The organism is Georgenia wangjunii, assembly GCF_036421975.1.
GTDB lineage: Bacteria > Actinomycetota > Actinomycetes > Actinomycetales > Actinomycetaceae > Georgenia_A > Georgenia_A wangjunii.
The window spans coordinates 405,291-422,261 of sequence record NZ_JAZGON010000003.1 but is presented as its reverse complement, the minus strand read 5'-3'; the positions used below and the strand labels follow the sequence as shown (position 1 = coordinate 422,261).

Annotated in this window: 14 protein-coding genes; 7 read left to right on the top strand and 7 right to left on the bottom strand. The window is 73.3% G+C overall.

The annotated features are described in order from the left end of the window. Positions 1-953: 953 nt before the first annotated feature. From V2J63_RS07965 to V2J63_RS07955, 3 genes are read right to left on the bottom strand one after another with little or no spacing between them, the layout of a single operon-like run. Positions 954-1,940: a Gfo/Idh/MocA family protein gene (locus V2J63_RS07965; protein WP_331230480.1), complete on the bottom strand. Its 987-nt coding sequence runs from the start codon at positions 1,938-1,940 to the stop codon at positions 954-956. Continuing rightward, a complete protein-coding gene (locus tag V2J63_RS07960; protein WP_331230479.1) occupies positions 1,940-3,049 on the bottom strand; it encodes a DegT/DnrJ/EryC1/StrS family aminotransferase in 1,110 nt (369 codons plus the stop codon). Before V2J63_RS07960 ends, V2J63_RS07965 begins: the two co-directional genes overlap by 1 nt. Continuing rightward, positions 3,046-3,642, bottom strand: a complete 597-nt coding sequence (locus V2J63_RS07955; protein WP_331230478.1) for an acyltransferase — start codon at positions 3,640-3,642, stop codon at positions 3,046-3,048. The genes V2J63_RS07960 and V2J63_RS07955 overlap by 4 nt, the downstream gene beginning before the upstream one ends. 103 nt (positions 3,643-3,745) lie before the next feature. On the opposite strand from V2J63_RS07955, the gene V2J63_RS07950 reads away from it, so the two are divergent. From V2J63_RS07950 to V2J63_RS07925, 6 genes are all read left to right on the top strand, one after another. Then, positions 3,746-4,429 carry a glycosyltransferase family 2 protein gene (locus tag V2J63_RS07950; RefSeq protein WP_434056294.1) on the top strand — a complete coding sequence of 228 codons (684 nt, stop codon included), beginning with the start codon at positions 3,746-3,748 and terminating at the stop codon, positions 4,427-4,429. 10 nt (positions 4,430-4,439) lie between these two features. Next, positions 4,440-4,901: a DUF2304 domain-containing protein gene (locus V2J63_RS07945; protein ID WP_331230476.1), complete on the top strand. Its 462-nt coding sequence runs from the start codon at positions 4,440-4,442 to the stop codon at positions 4,899-4,901. A gap of 98 nt (positions 4,902-4,999) precedes the next feature. Next, positions 5,000-6,232, top strand: a complete 1,233-nt coding sequence (locus V2J63_RS07940) for an LCP family protein (RefSeq protein WP_331230475.1) — start codon at positions 5,000-5,002, stop codon at positions 6,230-6,232. Positions 6,233-6,892: 660 nt separating this feature from the next. After that, positions 6,893-7,975, top strand: a complete 1,083-nt coding sequence (locus V2J63_RS07935) for an LCP family protein (RefSeq protein WP_331230474.1) — start codon at positions 6,893-6,895, stop codon at positions 7,973-7,975. A gap of 366 nt (positions 7,976-8,341) precedes the next feature. Beyond that, the gene (locus V2J63_RS07930) at positions 8,342-11,119 is read left to right on the top strand and encodes a cation-translocating P-type ATPase (RefSeq protein ID WP_331230473.1); all 2,778 of its coding nucleotides are present in this window, start codon (positions 8,342-8,344) and stop codon (positions 11,117-11,119) included. A 299-nt stretch (positions 11,120-11,418) separates the two neighbouring features. Next, entirely contained in the window at positions 11,419-11,835 is a 417-nt protein-coding gene (locus V2J63_RS07925) for a CoA-binding protein (protein ID WP_331230472.1), read from the top strand. Positions 11,836-11,851: 16 nt separating this feature from the next. Here V2J63_RS07925 and V2J63_RS07920 read toward each other — a convergent pair whose 3' ends face one another. The 4 genes from V2J63_RS07920 to V2J63_RS07905 form a co-directional block, all read right to left on the bottom strand. Further along, a complete protein-coding gene (locus V2J63_RS07920) occupies positions 11,852-13,069 on the bottom strand; it encodes an acyltransferase family protein (protein WP_331230471.1) in 1,218 nt (405 codons plus the stop codon). A 91-nt stretch (positions 13,070-13,160) separates the two neighbouring features. Further along, the gene (galE, locus tag V2J63_RS07915; RefSeq protein ID WP_331230470.1) at positions 13,161-14,141 is read right to left on the bottom strand and encodes a UDP-glucose 4-epimerase GalE; all 981 of its coding nucleotides are present in this window, start codon (positions 14,139-14,141) and stop codon (positions 13,161-13,163) included. Positions 14,142-14,175: 34 nt separating this feature from the next. Continuing rightward, entirely contained in the window at positions 14,176-14,703 is a 528-nt protein-coding gene (gene purE, locus V2J63_RS07910; protein WP_331230469.1) for a 5-(carboxyamino)imidazole ribonucleotide mutase, read from the bottom strand. 247 nt (positions 14,704-14,950) lie between these two features. After that, a complete protein-coding gene (locus tag V2J63_RS07905) occupies positions 14,951-16,087 on the bottom strand; it encodes a 5-(carboxyamino)imidazole ribonucleotide synthase (protein WP_331230468.1) in 1,137 nt (378 codons plus the stop codon). A 33-nt stretch (positions 16,088-16,120) separates the two neighbouring features. Here V2J63_RS07905 and V2J63_RS07900 point away from each other — a divergent pair, with 33 nt between their 5' ends. Next, positions 16,121-16,696: a GtrA family protein gene (locus tag V2J63_RS07900; protein ID WP_331230467.1), complete on the top strand. Its 576-nt coding sequence runs from the start codon at positions 16,121-16,123 to the stop codon at positions 16,694-16,696. The last annotated feature ends 275 nt before the right edge of the window (positions 16,697-16,971 follow it).

Genomic DNA, 16,971 nt, shown 5'->3' with positions numbered 1-16,971 from the left:
CAGCTACCACCACCACCGCGTCCACGCCGACCACATCCGCATCACCACCCTGCCCGGCGGCCACGCCTTCCACGACCGCCACGGCACCCACATCGACACCACCACCCACGAGAGACCGCCGAAACGCTCACGCCGGGTGACCACGGGAGAACCCGACGCACTCGCGCCTCCGCGACCTGAAGCGCGCTTCACCAGAGCTGCAGCATCGACCACGACCGACGGGGCAACCCTGCCGCCGACCGAGGGGACGAGACCGCACGGGACCGAGGGGACAGGACTGTCGACGACCAGCGGGACAGGACCGCCTGGGACCAAGAGGACAGGACTGTCCACGACCGGCGGGACAAGACTGCATGGGACCAAGGGGACAGGGACCGGACTGCCCGGGACCGACGCGACAGCTCCGCCCACGACTCGGGGGACGACTCCCCCTACAACCGCGGCGACGGCACCACCTTCGGCCACGGGGACGACCCGGCCGGGCCGCAGCCGACCGACGTCGTCGGGACGGGCCGCGACCACTCGACCGCCGAAGTACGAACCCATCCTCTGGGGCGTCGGCGACCCACCCTTCTAGGGGCACGTCGCGCCGGCGGAACGCCTGATAACGCACACCGAGCGCAGGTCGGGCTGGGGACCGGACGCCGAGCACCGCGCACCGCACACCGGGCACCAGGCACCAGGCACCAGGCACCAGGCACCAGGCACCACGAGCCGGGGACCGAACGCCGTGCACCGTGCATGAGGCACCAGGAGCCGGACCGGACGCCGAGCACCGAGCACCGAGCACCGAGCACCGAGCACCGAGCACCGAGTGCGCAACGGTCACCTGACAGGTTGACCGCCGTCGGAACAACCCCGCGGGCCGCTCCGAAGACGCCGAAGGCCGGCTGCTCACCGCGCGAGGGGTGAGCAGCCGGCCCTGTGCAACCGACGTGCGGGGCCTGCGTCCGTCAGACGTTGACGGTGCGTCCGGTGCGTCCCGATTCGAGGCAGGCTTCGACGACGTTGAGGGTGTGGACCCCTTCGGTCATGGTGACGATGGTGGCGTCCTTGCCGAGGACGGCGTCGCGGAAGTTCTCCTGCTCGACGCGCAGGGGTTCGCGCTTGGCCAGGGCGTACCGCACGACGTCTCCCTCGCTGACGCCGCGGAAGGCGGCGACGCGCTCCCACTCGGTGGGGATGGTGCCGTTGGCGTAGAACGTGAGGTCGGCGGTCATGGTGTCTGCGACGAACGCGCCGCGCTCGCCGGTGACGACGGTCAGGCGCTCCTTCATGGGGGAGAGCCAGTTGACGACGTGGTTGACGATGACCCCGTTCGCGAGCTCACCGGTGGCCACGACCATGTCCTCGTGCTCGCGGCCCGTGCGGTGGGTGACGCGGGCGTAGACCGAGCTGTAGGGGCTGCCCGCGACGAAGGAGGTGAGGTCGATGTCGTGGGTGGCGAGGTCCTTGACGACCCCGACGTCCGCGATCCGTGCGGGGAAGGGTCCCTGGCGGCGGGTGAGGATCTGGAAGACCTGCCCGAGCTCGCCCTCGGCGATCCGCCGGCGCAGCTCGAGGATGGCCGGGTTGCACCGCTCGACATACCCCACAGCGCCCACGAGGCCTGCGTCGGTGAACGCGTCGGCGACCCGCTGACCCGCTGCGGCGTCCGCGGCGATGGGCTTCTCGACCATCGTGTGGACCCCGGCCGCGGCGAGCTTGAGCGCGACCTCCTCGTGGTAGATCGTCGGCACCGCGACCATCGCGGTGTCGATCCCGGCGGCGATGAGCGCCTCGACGTCGGGCAACACCTCGAGGTCCTTCGCGACGGCGAACTTGTCACCGCCCGGGTCGGCGATCGCGACGAGGTCCATGCCCTCGGTCTCCCGGATGACGCGGGCGTGGTGACGACCCATGGACCCGATACCGATGAGCCCGGCGCGCAGATTCGCCATCACGCACCCGCCTTGACGACCGTGCTGACCGCAACGGCCACCCGCTCCAGGTCACCCTCGCTCAACGAGGGGTGCACCGGCAGGGAGATGACCTGCGCTGCCGCCTCCTCCGTGACCGGCAGGTCCAGACCCGGCGCGAAGTGCTTCAACGACTCCAGCCGGTGGTTCGGGATCGGGTAGTACACCCCGGAACCGACCTGGTGCTCCTCACGCAGCGCGGTCACCATCCGGTCACGCTCGCCGGCGCCACCCTCCACGCGGATCGTGTACTGGTGGTAGACGTGCACCGCCCCCTCCGCCACCGGCGGCGTCACCACGCCGGTGAGGTTGGCGTCCAGGAACGCCGCGTTGCGCTGGCGCTGCTCGGTCCACCCACCGACCTTGGTCAGCTGCACCCGCCCGATCGCGGCGTGGATGTCCGTCATCCGCTCGTTGAACCCGATGACCTCGTTCGCGTACTGGCGCTCCATGCCCTGGTTACGCAGCAGGCGCACCTGGCGGGCGATGTCCTCCGAGGCGCACGCGACCATCCCACCCTCACCCGAGGTCATGTTCTTCGTCGGGTAGAGCGAGAACATCGCGAAGTCACCGAAGGACCCCACCTTGCGCCCGCCCAGGCTCGCACCATGAGCCTGCGCGGCGTCCTCGAAGACCTTGACCCCGTGACGATCCGCGACCGCCTGCAGCGCCGGCATGTTCGCCGGGTGCCCGTAGAGGTGGACCGGCATGATCCCCGCCGTGCGCTCGGTGATCGCGGCCTCCACGGCCTGCGGGTCGAGGCAGAAGTAGTCCGGCTCGATGTCGACGAAGACCGGCGTCGCGCCCGTGAGCGCGACCGAGTTCGCCGTCGCCGCGAACGTGAACGAGGGCACGATGACCTCGTCCCCGGGACCGATCCCGCAGGCCAGCAGACCCAGGTGGAGCCCGGACGTGCCCGAGCTCACCGCCTGGCACTGACGCCCGTCGACGAGCTGGGCCGCGAACTCCTCCTCGAACGTCGCGACCTCCTTGCCCTGAGCGATCATGCCGCTGCGCATGACGGCATCGACGGCCGCACGCTCGTCATCACCGATGATCGGCTTGGCCGCAGGAATCATGGGCAGGCTCATTCGGCCGCCACCTCTCTGATCGAATCGTCGTGAGTCTCGTACAACCGCCCCGAGCTGGGGCAACGCAGGTAGACACCCTCCGGGACCAGGCGCTGGCCCGCGTGACCGACCCACCCGATCTGACGCGCCGGCACCCCGGCGACGAGCGCGTGGGGCGGCACGTCGCGCGTGACGACGGAGCCGGCGGCCACGGTCGCCCAGGCCCCGACGGTCACGGGCGCCACGCACACGGCGCGCGCGCCGATCGCGGCGCCCTCCCCGATCGTCACACCGACCGGTTCCCAGTCGTCCGCGCTCTTGAGGGACCCGTCGGGGTTGATCGCCCGGGGGTAGGTGTCGTTCGTGAGGACGACGGCGGGCCCGATGAACACGCCGTCGGCCAGGCGCGCCGGCTCGTAGACGAGCGCATAGTTCTGGACCTTGCAGTTGCGCCCCATCTGGACGCCGGTGCCGATGTAGGCCCCGCGCCCGACGACGCAGTTCTCGCCGAGCACCGCACCCTCGCGCACCTGGGCCAAGTGCCACACCGAGCTGCCGTCGCCGATCTGCGCGTCGGACGCCACGTCGGCGCTGTCCACGATCCGAGTCGCCATGCACTCCCCCACACGTCGAGGCGCGCCCGGGCGGGCACGCACACGCAGGCTATCCGAGGTAGCGCGCGAGGTCCCGGGACGTATCGCTGCCACAATGGCCTTCATGACCTCGGTGCCCACGGTTGACGACGCCTGGCTCGTGGTCCCCCTCTACAACGAGGAGTCCGTCATCGGGGACGTCCTCGCCCTCGCCCGCGAGCGCTTCCCCAACGTCGTGTGCGTCGACGACGGGAGCACGGACCGCTCGGCGGAGCGGGCCGCGGCGGCGGGCGCCGTCGTCGTCCACCACTCCGTCAACCTCGGCCAGGGAGCGGCGCTGCAGACCGGGATCCGGTACGTCCTCGAGCAGACCGACGCGACGTACATCGTCACGTTCGACGCCGACGGGCAGCACCAGGTCTCCGACGCCGAGTCGATGGTCGACCTCGCGCGGCGCGAGGACGTGGCGATCGTCTTCGGTTCGCGCTTCCTCGACGAGCGGACGAAGCCGGGGCTCCTCAAGCGGGTCGTGCTCAAGACGGCCGTGTGGGTGACGAACCGGAGCACGGGCCTGCGCCTCACGGACGCGCACAACGGGCTGCGCGTCATCCGGCGCGACGCGGCCGAGGGCATCAACCTGCGTCAGGACCGGATGGCGCACGCGACGGAGGTCGTCGACCAGCTCGGCGCGACCGGCCTGCCGTGGCGCGAGCACCCCGTGCACCTGCTCTACACCGAGTACTCGAAGGCCAAGGGCCAGTCGTTGCTCAACTCGGTGAACATCCTCGTCGAGCTGATCTTCAAGTAGGGAGCGGGCCATGGACAACACGCTCATCATCCAGGTGCTGCTCCTCATCGGGGTCGCGGTCGTCGCCGTCCTGCTCACCCGGTCGACGGCGACCGCCCGCCACCAGGCGATCCGGCGGTTGCTGCTCGTCGGCTTCGTCGTCGGCGCAGCCCTGTCCGTCATCTTCCCGAACTGGCTGACGTGGCTCGCCCGGCTCGTCGGCGTCGGCCGCGGGACGGACCTCCTCCTCTACGCCCTCGTCATCGCGTTCCTCAGCTACATCGCGACGACGTTCCGCCGAATCAACGTCCTCGAGCGCAAGATCACGAAGCTGACGCGCGAGGTCGCCCTGGAACGGGCGAAGTCGGAAGGTGCCGTGAGGAGGGCGGGCGCCGGGCTGGTTGGCGCGGGCAGCGCGGGCGCGGGCACCGACGGCGACTCGGCCGTGCGGGCGACCGTCGCCGACGGGGAGATCCACCCGACCCACGGCTAGGTGGACCTGCCCGCCGCGAGGCTCCTGCACAAAGTCTCTACAACCGCCACACTCCCGCTGCGCGGGCGCAGCGGGTGCCGACCATAGAATCGACGACTGTGCCTTCCCGTCCACGTCCCGTCCCGCGACACGCACGCTCGCAGCGCGGCCGCTCGCGCCTCGGGCGCGGTGCCGCGCTGACGTCCGTCGCCGTGCTCGCCTTCGTCGGGACCGGCGGCGCGCTCGCCTACAACGACATCCAGGGCAACATCGACAGGCATGACATCACCGATCTCCGCGGTGAGCGTCCCTCCGCGCACGCCACTCCGCCCCCGCCCATCGACTCGCGCTCCGGTGAGCCGATCAACCTCCTCGTCATGGGTTCGGACAGCCGGGAGGGCGAGGTCAACGCCGAGATCGGGGGCGAGCTCGCCGAGACCGGCGGGATGCGCTCCGACACGACGATGATCATGCACATCTCCGCCCAGCGGGACCGCATCGACATCGTCTCCATCCCCCGCGACACGCTCGTGCCGATCCCCACGTGCCGGCTCCCTGACGGCACGACGACCGACGCGCGTTCCGAGGCGATGTTCAACTCCGCGTTCACCACCGGCGGCCAGACCGGCGACCTCGGCTCCGCGGCCGCCTGCACGATCCGCACCGTCCAGGAGCTGACGGGCGTGTACATCGACGACTTCGTCGTCGTTGACTTCGCCGGCTTCATCCAGGTCATCGACGCGCTCGGCGGTGTGCCCATGTGCGTGCCGGAGCCCATGTTCGACGAGCGCGCGGCGCTCGACCTCGAGGCCGGGGACCAGGTCCTCGACGGTCACCAGGCGCTCGCCTTCGCTCGCGCCCGTTACGACGTCGCCGGGGGCGACGGCTCCGACATCTCGCGCATCGGCCGCCAGCAGGAGCTCGTCGGGGCGATCGCCCGCGAGGCCCTCTCCAAGAACCTCCTCACCGACATGCCCGCCCTCTACCGCTTCCTCGACGCCGCGACCTCGACCCTCGCGACCGGCACCCAGATCGGTCAGATCCCGACGCTCGCCGGCCTCGCCTACTCCCTGCGCGGGATCGACGCCGAGCACATCACCTTCGCGACGATGCCCTTCGAGTGGGCGGGCTACCGCGTGCGACCCGCTGCCGACGCCGCCGAGATGTGGGCCGCGATGGGCGCCGACGAGCCGATCGAGGCGACGCTCACCGCCACCGGCGAGGCTCCGACCGAGGAGCCCACGGCCACCGACGGCACCATCGGCGCCAGCCCGACGCCGGACGCCACGACGCCGCCGCCCCCGGCCGGGGAGCCCGCGCCCGCGGAGACGGTCACGCCCGTCTGCGGGTGAGCACCCGGCGAGACCTGAGGTGGCTACCCTTGCCTCGCACCTACCCCCGAGACGAAGCGCGGAGCGCGACACATGAATGAGGACGAGCGTCGACGAGGCGGCCGCGGCCGCCGAGACGACGCCGTCCCCCCGGCCCGGCGACGCGGCGGTCCTCGCGGCGGCGTCGACGGCGCGGCGGACGGCGCGCCCGCCGACGACGCCCCGCCGAGCTTCGCCCCCCGTTCCGCGGCGCCGCGCCCGGACCGCCGCGGGGCCCGCACCGTCGGCTCCACCGGTACCAGCGACGGGTCGACGCGGGCTATGCCCGTGGGGCAGTACCCGGCCGACAGCGACGGCTCGCCGCGCGCGAGCGGTCAGCCCCGCACGACCGTCGGGACCCGCGCCGCCGGCGGCGCACGCGGGGCGGGCAGCGAAGGTCGCGCGTCTGGCGGCAGAGGTCTCGCGTCTAGCGGCGGCGCGGGCGCAGCGACCGGCGAAGCACAGGGGGCTGGGACCGAGCGCGCCGCCAGGACGCCTGGCTCCCCGGCGCCGCAGCGCCGCCCCGTCGGCTCCGAGGGCGCGGGCGCGACCCGTGAGGCCGGCGCCGAGCGTGCCGGCACCGTCCGCGGTGCTCCTGACAAGCGCGCCGGTGGCTCCCTCGACGCCGGCCGCACGCCTCCCGTGTACGCCCCCCGCGGCGCTGGCGCTGGCGACCATCGCAGCCCGGCGGGGAGCCGGGGGCCCGCCGTCGGCCACGTCGCCGGAACCCGCAGCGGGCAGGGTCCCGCGGGGCCTGGCGGCCGCGGCCCCGCCGCACCCGCCCGGCCGCCCGAGCGGCGCCGTCGCGGCCGGAGGCTCCTCCGCGTCGTCGCGCTCCTCCTCGTCCTCGTTCTCGCATGGCCCGTCGGGCTGCTCATCTGGGCGAACGGCCAGATCAACCATGTCGAGGCGCTCTCCGACGCCACGGGCACGCCCGGCACGACGTATCTCCTCGCCGGGTCCGACTCGCGGGCGGACGGCTCGATCCCCGACGGGACCGAGGGCGAGCGCGCCGACACGATCATGGTGCTCCACGTGCCGACGGCCGGGCAGGCCGCCCTCATCTCGCTCCCCCGGGACACGTACACCGAGATCCCCGGGCACGGCGGGGACAAGCTCAACGCGGCCTACTCGATCGGTGGGCCCGAGCTCCTCGTGCGCTCGGTCGAGGGGCTCACCGGCCTGGGCGTCGACCACTACGTCGAGATCGGTATGGGCGGGGTCACCGACGTCGTCGACGCCGTGGGCGGCGTCGAGCTCTGCCTCGACTACGACGTCGACGACCCGCGGAGCGAGCTCGTCTGGGAGGCGGGCTGCCACGGTGCCGACGGGGCGACCGCGCTCGCCTTCGCGCGCATGCGCTACTCCGACCCCGAGGGGGACATCGGGCGCGCCGAGCGTCAGCGCCAGGTCGTCTCCGCCGTCGTCGCGCAGGCCGCGGAGCCCGCGACGATCATCAACCCGGTGCGCGTGATCGACCTCGTCGGCGCGGGCACGGACGCGCTGCTCGTCGACCCGGACACCGGCATCATCGACATGGCCCGCATGGCGCTCGCCTTCCGCTCCGCAACCGGCGAGGGCGGCCTCCTCGGTGCCCCGCCGATAGCGATGTACGACTACCGGCCGGGCGGCGTCGGCTCGACCGTCCTCCTCGACCCCGACCGAGCGCCCGGCTTCTTCGAGCGCCTGCGCGACGGCGCGCTCACCACGGAGGACTTCGCCTAGCCCCTGGCCCCCCTGGCCCCGTCCCCGGACCGGGCCCCGGCCGCCCGGCCCCGGCTCACGCAGATGCTCGTGCATGAGCGTGCCTCGACACGTGCGCCGTGCCTGTTGCAACGGCGCTCGGGCAGCTCGAGGCGCGCTCGTCGCTCCGAGCAGGCGCTCCGGGCAGCTTGAGGCGCTCGCACCCGGAGACGTCCCCTGACGATGCGCCGCTCGCGGGAAGAGTCGCCTGACGATGCGCCGCTCGCGGGAAGGGTCGCCTGACGGTGCGCCGCTCGCGGGAAGACCAGGTGCGTCGCAGGCGGCGCCACGCGCGCGCAAGGGCCCTTCGCCGCCCGTCCTCGCCGGGGGCCGGGCTAGCGTTGCCGGATGAGCACCGTCGAGGGTCAGGGCACGCAGGCATGGCACACGCTGGCGCCCGACGACGTGGCCGGCGCGTTCGACGTCGACCCCCGCGCGGGCCTCTCCGCAGACGAGGCCGCGCGCCGCCTCGCCGACCACGGTCCGAACGCCCTCGCCGAGACGGCCGCGACGCCGACGTGGCGCAAGATCCTTGGCCTCCTCACCGAACCGATGACCGTCGTCCTCATCATCGCGGCGGTCATCAGTGCCGTCGTCTCGCGGGAGCTCGAGACCCCGGTCGTCATCCTCCTCGTCGTCGTCTTCAACGCCGTCCTCAACCTCGTCCAGGAGCGGCGCGCGGAGTCGAGCCTCGCGGCGCTCCAGGACATGACGGTCACCCGTGCCCGGGTACGGCGGGACGGGCGCATCGTCCAGGTCGACGCCGAGGAGCTCGTGCCCGGCGACGTCGTCCTGCTCGAGGCGGGTGAGGTCGTGCCCGCCGACGGCCGCGTCCTGCGCGCGACCGGGCTGGAGGTCGAGGAGTCGGCCCTCACCGGGGAGTCCGTGCCGGTCGTCAAGTCGACGGCGCCGCTCCCCGACCCGGACGCGTCGACCGGTGACCGCACCGGCATGGCGTTCATGACGACCGAGGTCACGCGCGGCAGCGGCGTCATCGTCGTCACCGAGACCGGCATGGACACCGAGATCGGTCGCGTCGCGGGCCTCCTCGGCGGGGCCGGCCGGGAGACGACGCCGCTGCAGCGCCAGATCGCCCACCTCGCCCGGCTCCTCAGCATCATCGCCGGCGTCGTCGTCGCCGTCGTGTTCGTCCTCGGCCTTCTCCGCGGCGACTCGCTCGACGAGCTCTTCCTCACGGCGGTCTCGCTCGCCGTCGCCACGATCCCCGAGGGGCTGACGGCGGTCGTCGCCTTCACCCTCGCCATGGGTGCCGCCCGGCTCGCACGGCGCGGGGCGATCGTCAAGACGCTCTCCTCGGTCGAGACGCTCGGGGCGACGGCGCACATCGCGACGGACAAGACCGGCACACTCACGCTCAACCAGATGACCGCGCGCGCCCTCTACGCCGAGCAGCGGCTCTTCGAGATCACCGGCGAGGGCTACGAGACCACCGGCGAGATCACCGTCACCGGCGACGGGCCGGCACCGGACATCCGCAACGCCCTGCTCGCCATGGCCCTGAGCAGCGACGCCGTCGTGCGCGACGGCGACGTCGTGGGCGACCCGACCGAGGCGGCGCTCGTCGTCCTCGCCGCGAAGGGCGGCCTCGACGTCGACGCCGTCCGCCGCGAGTGGCCGCGCGCCGCGGAGGTGCCGTTCGACTCGGACCGCAAGTACATGGCGTCCTTCCACCGGTGGAGCGCGGCACCGGGCGGGGCCGCGTCGCAGTGGGGCGAGGGGCTCGCCCCCGCAGACCGCAGCGGCGTCCGGCTCGTCGTCAAGGGCGCGCCCGACGTCGTCATGGACCGGTGCACCGAGCTCGACACCCCGCACGGCGCCGTGGCGCTCGACGCGGCGCAGCGCGAGCGCCTCGAGCGCCTCAACGCGGACATCGGTGCACGTGGCCTGCGGGTCATGGCGGTCGCGCAGCGCGAGCTCGCCGAGGGTGAGATCGATCTCGACGACGGTGTCTCCCCCGACGAGCTCGACCCCCGGGTCGAGCGCCTCATGCTGCTCGCGCTCGTCGCGATCGTCGACCCGCCGCGGCCCGAGGCGCAGGTGGCGATCACCCAGGCGCGCGAGGCGGGCATCGCCGTCCACATGATCACCGGCGACCACGTCCGCACCGCCTCCGCGATCGCGCACGACCTCGGCATCGAGGGCGACGCCGTCTCCGGCGCCGACCTCGACCACATGGACGACGACGAGCTCGCCACCCGCGCGGGCGACCTCGGCGTCCTGGCGCGCGTAAGCCCGGAGCACAAGATCAGGATGGTCGACGCGCTCCGCCGCGACGGCTCGGTCGTCGCGATGACGGGCGACGGCGTCAACGACGCCCCAGCCCTCAAGCAGGCCGACATCGGCGTCGCCATGGGGATCACCGGGACCGAGGTGGCCAAGGGCGCCGCATCCATGATCCTCACCGACGACAACTTCGCGACGATCGTCGCCGCCGTCCGCGAGGGGCGCGGGATCTACGACAACGTCGTCAAGTTCGTCCGCTTCCAGATCGCGACGGCGTGGGGCTTCGTCCTCATCTTCCTCGTCGCCGGCGTCGTCGGGATCGCCGGTGGCGCACCCTTCACGGCGCTGCAGATCCTCTGGGTCAACATCATCATGGACGGCCCTCCCGCCATGGCGCTCGGCCTCGACAAGCCGGAGGAGGGCGCCATGCGGCGACCTCCCCGTCCGCCGCACGAGCGGATCCTCGGCAGGAGCCGCATCGGTCGGATCATGTTCTCCGCCGCCGTCATGGCGGCCGGCACGCTCGGGGTCCTCGCCCTCACGCCGGGCGAGGAGCCGACGTTCGGCGCGGCCACGGAGGCGGGGACGCTCGCGTTCACGACGTTCGTCCTCTTCCAGGTGCTCAACCTGCTCAACGTGCGCAGCCGGGAGGGGTCGGCGTTCGGCCGGCAGACCCTGACGAACCGGGCGCTGTGGATCTCCATCGCCGTCATCCTCGTGCTGCAGGTGCTCGTCGTGCACTGGGCGCCGCTGCAGGGCTTCTTGACGACGACGTCGCTCTCGCCGGCGCAGTGGGGCGTGGCCGTCGCCGTCGCGTCGTCGGTGCTGTGGGCCGAGGAGCTGCGCAAGGCGGTGAGCCGCTCGCGGAGCCGGGCGCGGTGACCGGCCCGGGCGCCGGCCCTGTCCCCCGCCTCGCCCCGCCTCCTCCCCAGTCTCCGCCCCCGCCCCGCCTCGCCTCCGCCTCACCTCCTCCCCTGTCTCCGCCCGCTGAGACCGCACTCTCCTGGGTGAGACCGCACCTCTGGGCACCGGTGCGGACCAGATGCGTGCGGTCTCACGACGGGCGACGGCGGGTGCGCCCCCGCGCGGCGGCGCGCAAGGGTGGGCAGCGCAGCGGCGCGCAAGGGTGGGCAGCGCGGCGGCGGACGGAATGGTCACCCGCCGGCGCACGTTGATGTGGCATGACCCACAGCAACGACCCCGCCGTCGTCCGTCGCCTGCTCACGACGCCGGGCCGCTGGGCCGTGGTCGGCCTCTCCGCGAACCGGTCCCGCACGGCGTACGGCGTCGCCGCGTACGTCCAGGACCTGGGGATGGAGATCATCCCCGTCCACCCCCGCGCCGAGGACGTGCACGGAGCCCGTGCCTACGCCAGCCTCGCCGACGTCCCGGGGACCATCGACGTCGTCGACGTCTTCGTCAACTCGGCCAAGGCGGGGGCGATCGTCGACGAGGCGGTCGCTGTCGGCGCGAAAGCCGTGTGGCTCCAGCTCGGTGTCGTCGACGAGGCCGCCGCGGAGCGGGCGATCGCGGCCGGGCTCGACGTCGTCATGGACACGTGCCCCGCGATCGAGGCACCGCGCCTCCACATCGGCTGAGGGTCGGCCCGGCCCCTCAGCTCCGCCGGCGCAGGCCGCGCTCGATCGCCCGGCGCATGGGCAGCCCCACGCGCCGCTCGACGCCGTGGTGGATGAGCCACGCCGCCGTGACCGCGGCGGCGCAGGTGAGGAACAGCGTCGGCCAGCGCCCCAACCCCGGGTAGAGCCGCTGGATGAGCCACCACCCCCAGTGCTCGTGGATGAGGTACAGCGGGTACGTGAGCGCTCCGAGGGAGGCGAGCCAGCACCACGGCAGGGCCCGGATCGGCGTGAGGGTGAGCACGGCCACCGCGGCGAAGCACCCGACGAGGACCGCGCCGACGACGGCCGGGACCGGCGTGAAGATCGTCTGGTCGGTGATCGAGGTGAGCTGCGCCGGGACGACCTCGCGCAGCGCGAGCGCGACGTTGCCCGCGATGAGCAGCCACGTCAGCGGCGTGTGTCCCTCGCGGTAGACGAGGTACAGCAGCATCCCGCCGGCGAACAGGGGCGCGTACCCGTGGATGAGGAACATCGAGGCGTAGTCCAGCTCCAGCCGTGCCGCCGCCTCGGCCGCGAGCGGCCACGCCGCGCAGAACGCGAGCACCCGCCTGCGGGTGATGCCGATGGCGACGAGCACGACGACGAGCACGTAGAAGCGCAGCTCCGTCCAGAGCGTCCAGTAGACGCCGTCGACGTGGTCCACCTCGAAGAGCGGGTGGACCATCGTGAGGTTGACCAGCGCCTGACCGACCGTGATGTCCTTGCCGTCCGGCCATACCCACAGCAGCAGGACGCTCGTGAGCACGACCGCCACCCAGTACGAGGGGTAGAGCCGCGCCACTCGGGAGGCGACCACCTGCGGAACGTCGCGCCCCCACGCCGTCATGAGGATCATGAAGCCGGAGACGACGAAGAACAGCTCCGGCGCGAGCGAGGCGTAGATGACCCACGGCCCGAGGTCGCCGAAGAGGGCCCCCGGTTCACCGCCCCACACCGTGCTCCACCTGACCGTGTAGTGGTAGAGCATCACCCCGGCGGCCGCGAGGAACCGCAGGCCGTCGATGCCGTAGAGACGGGCACGAGCGGGAGCCGCGGACGCGGTGGGCGCCGCCGTGGCGGCGGACGGCGCGGGCGGGCCGCCCTCGGCGGGTCGACGTGCTCCCGCGGCAGGACCGGGCACGCGTGCGGCGGCACGGCCCGCAGGCGTCCCGCCCTCGCCGGGGGCGCCTCCGACCTCGGTCTGCTCAGCCACTTCTCGACGCTAACGACAGCGGCGGGCAGCCGCCCGTCGGGGTCCCTCGCCAGCGCGCGGCGACCCAGCCGCGCAGGCGGGGGCTCGCGCGTCAGCCGATGCGGCGCGGACCCGCCTGCCAGGCCTCCCAGGCGCTGGCGATGATCTCCTCGAGCCCGTTCTCGGCCTGCCACCCGAGGACGTCCTGGATCCGCTGCGCCGAAGCCACGAGCCTCGGCGGGTCCCCCGCCCGGCGTTCCGCGAGGTCGGGGGTGGCGTCGAGCCCGCTGGCCCTGCCGATCTCCTCGATGACCTCGCGCACCGAGGCCCCGGTGCCCGTGCCGACGTTGAAGACCGAGTGCTCGCGCGCGTCGGAGCCGAGGTAGTCCATCGCCGCGAGGTGGGCCTGGGCGAGGTCCCGCACGTGGATGTAGTCGCGGATGCACGTGCCGTCCGGCGTCGGGTAGTCCGTGCCGAAGATCGTCGGGCGCTCCCCCCGGGCGAGCCGGTCGAGGACCATCGGCACGAGGTTGAGCACGGCCGGGTCGCCGAGGTCCGGCCACCCGGCGCCGGCGACGTTGAAGTAGCGCAGGCTGGCCGCGCGCAGCCCCCAGGCGCGGGCGGCGTCGGCGGCGAGCCACTCGCCGATGAGCTTCGTCTCGCCGTACGGGTTGATCGGCTCGGGCGTCGTGTCCTCGGTGACGAGCTCGACGTCGGGCATGCCGTAGACGGCCGCCGACGAGGAGAAGATGAGCTTGTCGGTCCCGGCGCCCTCCATCGCGGCGATGACGTTGGCCAGCCCCGTGACGTTCTGCTGGAAGTACCACGCCGGGCGCGCCACCGACTCCCCCACCTGCTTGCGGGCGGCGAAGTGGACGACGGCGGTGGCCCCCCGCTGGGTCATGATGTGCTCGAGCTGCTGCTGGGCGTCCGGCCCGGCGACGTCGAGCTCGAGGAGGGTCGCCTCCCCGATGCGCCCGAGCTCGCCGGTGGAGAGGTCGTCGACGACGACGACCTCCTCCCCCCGTTCGAGGAGCAGCCGGACCACGTGTGCCCCGATGTACCCGGCTCCGCCGGTGACGATGACGCTCATGCGGCCAGCCTATCGCCGGCGACCCGGCGGCTGCTCAGGACCCGAAGCCGGTGCGCTGCGAGCGGGCCGCGCGCAGCCGGGCGCCCTTGTCGGTGGCGGCCTGGCGCAGGTCCTCCTGGAAGCCGACCATGCGGCGGCGGACCTCGGCGTCGGCCTCGCTCGTGCCCGCACCGATGATCCGGGCGGCGAGGAGCCCGGCGTTGCGCGCGCCACCGATGGAGACGGTGGCGACCGGGACACCCGCGGGCATCTGGACGATCGACAGCAGGGAGTCCATGCCGTCGAGCTGCGCGAGCGGCACCGGCACACCGACGACCGGCAGCGGGGTGAGCGAGGCGAGCATCCCGGGCAGGTGCGCCGCACCACCCGCGCCGGCGATGACGACCCTCAGCCCGCGGTCGGACGCGCTCCGCCCGTACGCGACCATCTCCTCCGGCATGCGGTGCGCGGAGACGACGTCGACCTCGACCTCGATGCCGAGCTCCCCGAGCACGTCGGCGGCGGCCTTCATGACCGGCCAGTCCGAGTCCGACCCCATGACGATCCCCACGACAGCGCTCATCGCCGCCTCCTCTTCTCGTGTGCCCATCTCACCAGCATCCCGCGTGTCCCGAGAGGCCGGCCTCACCTCTTGCCTTGGTCAGGTGTCCGGGCGTCCGGACGTCGCGGGACCCGGACGCCGTACGCTGACGCATCCCGCGTCAGACGTACCCGGCCCTGGGCGTCCCGGTCCCGGGCGCCCCTGGCCCGGGCGCCCCGCACCCGGGCGTCGCGGACCCGGGCGCCCCGACGCTCGGGGCAGCCCGCGTTCACGCGTCGCCGTGGAGGAGCGCGACGGCCCCGCGGGCGGCGTCCCGTGCCAGCGTGAGGTCCGGCCCGCTCACCGTCACGTGCCCGAGCTTGCGCCCGGGACGCACCGCCTTGCCGTACAGGTGGACCTTCGCGTCCGGGAACCGGGTGAAGACCTGCGGCAGCGCCTCGGTCGGGTCCTCCAGCGCGCTGCCGAGGAGGTTGACCATGACGCTGACGGCGGCGCGCGGCGCCGTGTCCCCGAGCGGGAGGTCGAGGACGGCGCGCAGGTGCTGCTCGAACTGGCTCGTCACCGCGCCGTCGATCGTCCAGTGGCCGGAGTTGTGCGGTCGCATGGCGAGCTCGTTGACGGCGAGCCGTCCGCGGTCCAGCTCGAACATCTCGACGGCGAGGACGCCGGTGACGTCGAGCCCTTCCGCGATCCGCACGGCGACGGCGGTGGCCTCCTCGGCGAGCTCGGGCGCGAGCCCGGGCGCCGGGGCGAGGACCTCGGCGCAGACGCCGTCGCGCTGGACGGTCTCGACGACGGGCCACGCGCGGATCTCCCCGCCCGGCCGGCGCGCCACGAGGACCGCCAGCTCGCGCGTGAAGGGCACGAGCGCCTCGGCGAGCAGCGCGTCCCCCGCGGCGAGGTCACCGATCCAGTCAGCAGCCTCCTCGGCGGCTCGGACGACCCGGACACCCTTGCCGTCGTAGCCGCCGCGGGCGGTCTTGACGACGACGGGCCAGCCGACGTCGTCACCGAAGCGGCGCAGCGCGTCCGCGTCCGGGACCGCCGCCCACCGCGGGCTGGGGACGCCGAGATCGGTGAGGCGGCGCCGCATGACGATCTTGTCCTGGGCGTGGGCGAGCGCACCGGGGCCGGGGCGCACGGCGACGCCGTCGGCCTCGAGGGCACGCAGGAGGTCGCTCGGGACGTGCTCGTGCTCGAAGGTGAGCACGCTCGCGCCGTCGAGCAGGGCCCGGACGGCCCCGTCGTCGTCCGCGCGCCCCACGGGGGCGTCCGGGACCACCTGAGCGGCCGAGCCGTCCGCGGCCTCGACGAGGGCACGCACGTGCACGCCCAGGCCGATCGCCGCCTGCTGCATCATCCGGGCGAGCTGGCCGCCGCCTACCACTGCCACAACTGGTCGCACGGGGGGTGAGCCTAGTGCGGGTAGCCTGCGAGGGTGAGTTCGTCCCACGCAGCGGAGCAGACCGGGGAGGACCGGGCCCCCGCCGCCGCGACGGTCCCCGGTGAGCCAGCCGCCCTCACGGCGGAGGCCGTCGGCGCGCGCGTGGTCGCCGGGGCCCGCTGGTTGCGGTGGCGCAAGCAGCTCATCGAGCTCCTGCAGTTCGGCACGGTGGGCGGCATCGCGTTCATCGTCGACGTCGGCCTCATGAACCTCCTGCGGTTCGGGCCCGGCGAGATCCTCGGCCACAAGCCGCTCACCGCCAAGGTCATCTCGGTGTGCGTCGCGACGCTCGTCGCGTGGATCGGCAACCGGTACTGGACGTTCTCCGAGAAGAAGCGGTCCTCCCCCACCCGCGAGCTCGTCATGTTCCTGCTCGTCAACGCCGGCGGGATGCTCGTGGCGGTCGGCACGCTCGCCGTCTCGCACTACGTCCTCGGTTTCACGTCCCCGCTCGCGGACAACATCGCGGCCAACGGCGTCGGCCTCGTCCTCGGCACCGCGTTCCGCTACGTCTGCTACCGCTACCTCGTCTTCACGGGCGACGGCGCAGAGACCAAGCCTCTCGTCTGAGCCCCGGTCCACAGCGTGACCTGTCTGGCGGGAGGGGGCGTGAGGCCGGGGACCGAGAAGGACTGCGGCGGCGTGGCGGGCCTGGCGGGAGACGCGAGGAACGAGCGGCGGATGGAAGCCGCCGCGTACGGGACATGCGAGGCGGGGGCCGAGAAGTCTGCGGCGGCGTGGCGGGCCTGGCGGGAGCCGCGAGGAACGAGCGGCGGATGGAAGCCGCCGCAGGCTTCTCGGCCCCCGCCGGACGAGAACGTGCGGCGGATGGAAGCCGACGCGGT